The following is a 6,164-nucleotide window of genomic DNA, read 5'->3' on the forward strand; positions in this document are numbered from 1 at the left end:
CCGTCGACCCGACCAATTCGGCATTGAAGGAACGCGCCGCCAGGATCGAAAAGCTGCGCGCCGCCGACAAGCCGACGCTGCCGACGACGATCGGCGAGGAGCTGTCGACCAATCCCTTCCTGCGCTGGCACGATCCGGCGATCCGCAAGCATCTGGGGCTGGAGAAAGCTTCGGACGCCGAGGTCTTTGCCGAAATCCGCAAGCGCAAGGACAATTTCTAGGCCCGGTGGTATCGTCGCCATGACCAGCTCCGCAGAAATTATCGCGACGCTCGGGCTGAAGCCGCACCCGGAAGGCGGCTGGTATGCCGAGACCTTTCGCGATGGCACTGGCGGCGCGCGCGGCCATTCGACGGCCATCTATTTCCTGCTTGAGGAGCATCAGGTTTCGGCCTGGCACCGGGTCAAGGACGCCGCCGAGGTCTGGCATTTCCATGCCGGCGCCCCGCTGGCACTGGCGATGTGGGAGGAAGGCAGTACCGTTGTGGAGCAGGTGCTCGGCATCGATCTCGCAGCCGGTGAGCGGCCTCAGATCGTCGTGCCGGTAGGCTGGTGGCAGTCGGCGCGCAGCCTGGGCGAATGGACGCTGGTCGGCTGCACCGTCGCGCCGGGCTTCGAGTTTGCCGCCTTTGAGCTGGCCGAACCCGGCTGGCAGCCGAAACAACCCTAACTCAATAAGAACCCAAATTTAGCAGGAACCCAAGTGTCGTCGCGAGCTGGGCGGCGTAGTACAGCGCCCAGACGGCGAAGCGCATCCAGGCGCGGTGGGGCGAGATGGCGGCGACAAGGAATTTCTCGGTGGCGAGCAGCCCGTCCGATACCATGAACAGCACGGCGCCACCGATCACCCACATATTGCTTGTTGTCAGCGCCGAGATGCCCATTGCCAGGATCGCGGCGATATAGACGGTGATCGGGATACCCAGGCCGGGACCGACGCGACGCCACAGCGCCGCCAGCATGATGACCACGAACACCGCCATGGCGAGCCCGATCGCTCCGCGCCACGGCTCGGCGCCAAGCACTCCCAATCCGCCACCGCTGCGCAGGAACAGCGCGACATAGACGATGTGGGCGACGAGAAAACTGGCCAGCCCGCCGAGAAAGGCCTTTTCGCCGTCGCGCGACAGGAAGGCGTCGCCAGCGGCGCTGAGTGCGAGCGCGGCGACCAGCAGCAGCGGGCCGCCCTGCAGTCCGGCCAGCACGGCAAGCATCGCCACGGCAAGCGTCTTTGCCGCCGAGCGGGCGAGCGTCGGCGGCATGCCTAGCGTGAACGCATAGATCACCGCCGCCGCCAGCGAAAAGATCAGTGTCGCATTGGCATTGGCGTCGATGCCGCCCGCAAACGGCATCGTCATGCCCGGCTCCGCCTTTGGATGCCCTGGGCTCCGCCTTCGGATGACCCGGCTCGGCTCTCGGTCGCCGCAGGCTTGCGCAGGAACAGGGATTTTGCGGCGAGCACCGCGCCACCGGTGATGAGCACGCAGGCGGCGAGGATGCGCAGCGACGGCTCGGCGACGCCGGCCGCGATCAGCACCAGCGTCGACAACAGCGGTGCGGCGTAGCTTGCGGCACCCAGCACCTGGATGTTGCCGCGTTTGACGCCGATGTCCCAGGCATAGAAGGCAGCGCCCACCGGCATGAGGCCAAGACCAAGCACCGCCAGCCACTGACCGGCGCCGACGGGCAGAACGGTCTGTTCCAGCGCCAGGTGGCAGGCGAGCGACAGCACCGCGGTCGCTGCGCAGAACCAGGTGACGATGCTGGTCGGCACCGACGGGAAGCGCCGCGACAACAACGAATAGGACGACCACAGGACGGCGCAGACGGCAGCCATGGCATAGCCGAAGGAATAGCGGGCGTCGAAGGCCAGCCCGCCACCCTTGGTGACGATCAGCACGGTGCCGGCAAGGCCGAGCAGCGCGCCGACGACATGGTTCCACGCCAGTTTTTCGCCCGGCATCAGCGCCGAGCCGAGCACGATCAGCAGCGGCCACAGATAGGCGATCAGGCTCGCCTCCACCGCCGGCGCATTGCGCAGCGCGGTGAAATAGAAGAAGTGGTAGCCGAACAGGCCGGCAATGCCGATCAGCCACACCTGCGGCGGTATCTTCTGGCTCTTGTCGGGTGCCGGCATGAACAGCCGCGCGATGAGCCCGACCCCGGTGCCGATCGAGAAGGTGATCGCCGACAAGAGGAACGGCGGCACCTGGCCCGACGCATCGGTGAGCAGTGCGAGCAACGCCCACATGGCGACCGCCGAAAAGCCGATCAGTGTTGCGCGCCCCATTCTGTCTCCAGTGGCGCGCCAATTCCGCGCCTGGCTATTGTACGGCTTCGAAACGCCCGGCGCTGATGGTCAAGGTGCCGATCTGCGTGCCCACCGTGGCACGGATCGGCGCATATACGCCGGTTTGGCCGAGCGGTGCAAACGTCACCATCATGCGGCTTTTGTTCTTGAGATAGTTGAGCGCCTTGCGGCCCTTGCGATAACCCGCCACCGGCTCGAAGCCCATCTGGCAGGTGACGGTGTCGCCCTTGTAGCCCGGGACCGAGATCGTGCCTTTCGACGCGTAGGTCAACGTCAGGTCGGCACGCATCTCGCCGTCATAGAACTTCACCGTGCGGCCGCAGACCTGGTCGAGACTGTCGGCATGAATGACGGTGGCGGCCATGGGATCGAGCACCGACGTCAGGTCGCCGGCACCGAGCGGTACCCAGTTCTTGGGGTCGCGTTTGCCCGGCGCCGGCACGACCTTCGTCGAGGTGACCCTGCCATTGGCAAAGCGGATATCGACAACCGATGCCTTCTTGCCGGAGGTGTAATCGGCGCGGAATGCCTGCGGCACCATTTTCTTGCCCGCGATCGTGCCTTTGGATGAGATCGTGCCGCGCGTATCGTCGAACAGCTTGGCGAGGCCGGCTGCGGTGACACTGCCTTGGATCGCGTAGGCGCCGTTCTCATAGCGGCTGGAAAACGTTGATTTCGCTATCGAAAGGCCGAGGAACGACACTGTGTACTCGCCCTTGAACGACTGCGGCGAGGCAGCAGACGCGGCGGACGGCAAAGCTATGGCAAGCATGGCAACAAGGGCATGTGGCGAACGAAGCATGGCGGGATCGGGTCCTTGATTTTCGGCCGGAGGCGGGCAACTCCGGTCTGGCATGTCCCTATGGAACCGCTTATAGGATGAATTCCGGCCTTAATATGAAATGCCGGGCGTGTCCGCAGGCAAGCTGGAGCTTGACGCCTCGGCGAAATGCAACTATGGAACGCCAACTTTTTCCATAAGGCCGCCTGACCAGAACCGCGCGCCACCCGGCGTGGGCTTGAGTGTTTGGCAGACCCCGAGAACTGAAGGTTAGAACAATGTCCCGCACCTGCGAACTCACTGCCAAGGCAGTCATGTCCGGCAACAATGTGAGCCACGCCAACAACAAGACCAAGCGTCGCTTCCTGCCGAACCTCGTCAATGTGACGCTGATTTCGGAAGCGCTGAACCAGAACGTGCGTCTTCGCATTTCGGCCAACGCGCTGCGTTCGGTCGAACATCGCGGCGGCCTCGACGCCTTCCTGGCCAAGGCCGACGTCAAGGAATTGTCGCAGCGCGCCCGTTTGCTGAAGAAGCAGATCGCCAAGAAGACCGCCGAACAGGCTGCCGCTTAAAACAGTTCAAAGGCGGGGGACGACCGCCCTGGCCAACCTCTTGTTGGCCTAGGCATCGGATCGAAGCCGCAAGGTTTCGGCAACCCGATGCTTAAATTACGAAGCTAGCGTAATCCGATTTCGGAATACGTTCCGCTGGTTCCATTACCCAGGATAAAAAAATGACTTTCTTCTCGCGATACTTGCCCTTCGTGGCCGCCATGACGCTTGTCGTCGTGGCATCGAACATTCTCGTGCAATTCCCGATGCAGGGCCAGATCGGCGGCCTCTCGCTGGCCGACCTTCTGACCTGGGGGGCCTTCACCTATCCCTTCTCGTTTCTGGTCACCGACCTCGCCAACCGCCGTTACGGCCCCACTGTGGCGCGCCGGATCGTCTTTGTCGGCTTCATGACGGCGGTGATCTGCTCGATCCTTGTCCCGCCCTTCCTGTTCCGTCACGGCCTGATCGAATTCGAGACCGCCGCCGACCGGCTGGTGCGGATCGCGGCCGCGTCCGGAGCGGCGTTCCTTGCCGCGCAATTGCTCGATGTGACTGTCTTCAACCGGCTGCGCCGCCAGAGCTGGTGGCGGGCGCCGATCGTCGGCACGCTGGTCGGGTCGGTGTTCGACACAGCCGTGTTCTTCACCGTCGCGTTCTCGGCCGCCTTTGCCTTCGCTGGTCCCAACGACGGCTTTGCGTTGGAAAACGCACCCTTGATGGGCGTGTTCCATGTCGACGCGATGCGTTGGATCTCCTGGGCGCTGGGCGACCTCAGCGTGAAGCTGATCATCGCCGTGGTGGCGTTGATCCCCTACCGTCTGCTCGCGGCCCGCTGGAGCCAGCCCGCGGTTGCGGCTTAAACCATGATCCCGAAAAGTGGGACCCGATTTTCGGAAAAGATCATGGTCGGACAAAGATCATGATCCCGTGGGTTCAGCTCGATTCGGCAAAGACCCCGGACGGCGGACAAGAACTTCGCCTCAAGCGGCGCGGCACCGAATTCTCGATCATGCTGGGCACCAACGAGCTCATGAACAGCCGCCTCAGCGGTTCCGAGGAAGCGCTGGCAAAACTGTCCTGTGAGCGGATTGCCGGCCATAGCCGGCCCACAATCCTGATCGGTGGGCTTGGCATGGGTTTTACCTTGCGCGCCGCACTCACAGAATTGGCCAATGATGCCGGAATTGTCGTCGCCGAACTGGTGCCCGCCGTCGTCGCCTGGGCACGTGGCCCGATGGCCGAAATCTTTGACGGCTGTCTCGACGATCCTCGCGTCACCATCCAGGAAACCGATGTCGGGCAGTTGATCCGGTCGCGGCCCGCGGCCTGGGACGCCATCCTGCTCGATGTCGACAACGGCCCGGAAGGCATCGTCCACAAATCCAACAACGCACTTTACAGCGTGCAAGGCCTCGCAGCCGCACGCAGCGCCCTGAAACCCGGCGGCGTGCTGGCGGTGTGGTCGCAAGGCCCCGACAGCGGCTTCACGCGGCGGCTGAAGCAGGCAGGCTTCGCGGTCGAAGAGGTCAGTACGCGCGCCAACGGCAAGCGCGGCGCCCGCCATGTCATCTGGATCGCCAACAGGACGTAAGCCGGCTGGCTCAATCCTGGTGGAGAATGAATTCCAGATAGAGGTTGCGCTGCAGGATCGAGTGGTTGTCGTCCGAGATCAGCGACACCATCAGCGCGCCGTCGTCGCGGCTCCAGACGTCGAGCCCTTCCATATTGTCGATCTGGTAGTCCATGTCGGCCTCCAGCAGCACCGGCCCGTCGGCGACCGCGCCCTTCTCGACGCTTTCGCCGTAGATGCGCCGCAGCCGCATCTTGACGCCGCTGGCCATCGAGAAACTGCGCTCCAGAAGCAACAGATCACCATCGGGCAGGAAGGCGCCGTCGGTGATGTCGAAATCGCCATTGCGCTTGACGGTGAAGACGCCCTTGTGCGGCCCATCGATGATGGCGGCATAGATGTTGCCGGCCTTGTCCAGGCTCTTCTCGGAGACCACGACCAGGCCGCCCTCATGCTGGCCGTTGGCATTGGCGTGGGTGACGGTCTCGAAGCCGCGATTCTGGCGCAGCTCGCGGGCCGGCACGACGAAATCCAGCGGCTTGAACGGCGCCTTCATGTCGTTGGGATCGATCTTGAACTGGGCGACGCGGTGGCTGCGCTCGAAGCCGACGGTGGCGATGCCGTCCTTGACCGCGAGACCTTCCGCATCGACCTCCCATTTCCTGTCGATCGGCCGGCCGGTCTGGTCGACCATCTGCTGCATGCGGAAATTCTGGATGCCGGAGGGTCGCTTTTCCGCGTCGCGGACCACCGTGCCGAAGAACCAGAAGCCGGTGTCGGCAACGCCGATGAAGTCACCGCCGGCTGTCAGGAAGCGGAAGGCTGACAGCGCGCCGAAATCGCGTGTCGGCGAGGTCATCTCCAGCCCGCCGACGAATTCGAAAGCGCCGAACTGCTTGTCGGCACGGCCAATGTGGAATTGGGTGCTCGGGCGGGCCGAGATTTC

General features: G+C 63.9%; 9 protein-coding genes. 5 read left to right on the forward strand and 4 right to left on the reverse strand.

Annotation, left to right across the window (positions count from 1 at the left end; translation table 11 throughout):
* Both EN984_RS18920 and EN984_RS18925 read left to right on the forward strand, forming a co-directional pair.
* A partial coding sequence (locus tag EN984_RS18920) for a hydroxyacylglutathione hydrolase C-terminal domain-containing protein (RefSeq protein WP_281057316.1) occupies positions 1-221 on the forward strand: 221 nt, incomplete at its 5' end.
* 19 nt (positions 222-240) lie between these two features.
* Positions 241-669, forward strand: a complete 429-nt coding sequence (locus EN984_RS18925) for a cupin domain-containing protein (protein ID WP_127266957.1) — start codon at positions 241-243, stop codon at positions 667-669.
* A gap of 1 nt (position 670) precedes the next feature.
* Here EN984_RS18925 and EN984_RS18930 read toward each other — a convergent pair whose 3' ends face one another.
* The 3 genes from EN984_RS18930 to EN984_RS18940 are packed head-to-tail and all read right to left on the reverse strand — an operon-like array spanning position 671 to position 3,112.
* Positions 671-1,357 (reverse strand): lysoplasmalogenase, encoded by a 687-nt coding sequence (locus tag EN984_RS18930; protein WP_127266958.1) that lies wholly within the window; start codon positions 1,355-1,357, stop codon positions 671-673.
* On the reverse strand, positions 1,354-2,289 hold the full coding sequence (locus tag EN984_RS18935; RefSeq protein WP_127266959.1) for an EamA family transporter: 936 nt from the start codon (positions 2,287-2,289) through the stop codon (positions 1,354-1,356). The genes EN984_RS18930 and EN984_RS18935 overlap by 4 nt, the downstream gene beginning before the upstream one ends.
* Positions 2,290-2,323: 34 nt before the next feature.
* On the reverse strand, positions 2,324-3,112 hold the full coding sequence (locus EN984_RS18940) for a DUF3108 domain-containing protein (RefSeq protein ID WP_127266960.1): 789 nt from the start codon (positions 3,110-3,112) through the stop codon (positions 2,324-2,326).
* Positions 3,113-3,369: 257 nt separating this feature from the next.
* Here EN984_RS18940 and rpmB point away from each other — a divergent pair, with 257 nt between their 5' ends.
* From rpmB to EN984_RS18955, 3 genes are all read left to right on the forward strand, one after another.
* On the forward strand, positions 3,370-3,666 hold the full coding sequence (gene rpmB / locus EN984_RS18945; RefSeq protein ID WP_013529373.1) for a 50S ribosomal protein L28: 297 nt from the start codon (positions 3,370-3,372) through the stop codon (positions 3,664-3,666).
* A 161-nt stretch (positions 3,667-3,827) separates the two neighbouring features.
* Complete coding sequence (locus tag EN984_RS18950) at positions 3,828-4,508, forward strand: queuosine precursor transporter (RefSeq protein WP_127266961.1); 681 nt, start codon at positions 3,828-3,830, stop codon at positions 4,506-4,508.
* 59 nt (positions 4,509-4,567) lie between these two features.
* Positions 4,568-5,239, forward strand: a complete 672-nt coding sequence (locus tag EN984_RS18955) for a hypothetical protein (protein ID WP_127266962.1) — start codon at positions 4,568-4,570, stop codon at positions 5,237-5,239.
* Positions 5,240-5,249: 10 nt separating this feature from the next.
* Here the strand turns inward: EN984_RS18955 and EN984_RS18960 are convergent.
* Positions 5,250-6,164 (reverse strand): esterase-like activity of phytase family protein (locus tag EN984_RS18960; protein WP_127383879.1); only part of this gene is annotated, 915 nt, incomplete at its 5' end.

Origin of the sequence: Mesorhizobium sp. M7A.F.Ca.CA.004.12.1.1, assembly GCF_003997835.1 — a bacterium.
GTDB lineage: Bacteria > Pseudomonadota > Alphaproteobacteria > Rhizobiales > Rhizobiaceae > Mesorhizobium.

Excerpts from the sequence above, each read along its gene's own strand:
- EN984_RS18955 (WP_127266962.1), top strand. The coding sequence starts at position 4,568 with ATGATCCCGTGGGTTCAGCTCGATTCGGCAAAGACCCCGGACGGCGGA.
- EN984_RS18950 (WP_127266961.1), top strand. The coding sequence starts at position 3,828 with ATGACTTTCTTCTCGCGATACTTGCCCTTCGTGGCCGCCATGACGCTT.
- EN984_RS18935 (WP_127266959.1), bottom strand. The coding sequence starts at position 2,289 with ATGGGGCGCGCAACACTGATCGGCTTTTCGGCGGTCGCCATGTGGGCG.
- EN984_RS18925 (WP_127266957.1), top strand. The coding sequence starts at position 241 with ATGACCAGCTCCGCAGAAATTATCGCGACGCTCGGGCTGAAGCCGCAC.
- EN984_RS18930 (WP_127266958.1), bottom strand. The coding sequence starts at position 1,357 with ATGACGATGCCGTTTGCGGGCGGCATCGACGCCAATGCCAATGCGACA.
- rpmB (WP_013529373.1), top strand. The coding sequence starts at position 3,370 with ATGTCCCGCACCTGCGAACTCACTGCCAAGGCAGTCATGTCCGGCAAC.
- EN984_RS18940 (WP_127266960.1), bottom strand. The coding sequence starts at position 3,112 with ATGCTTCGTTCGCCACATGCCCTTGTTGCCATGCTTGCCATAGCTTTG.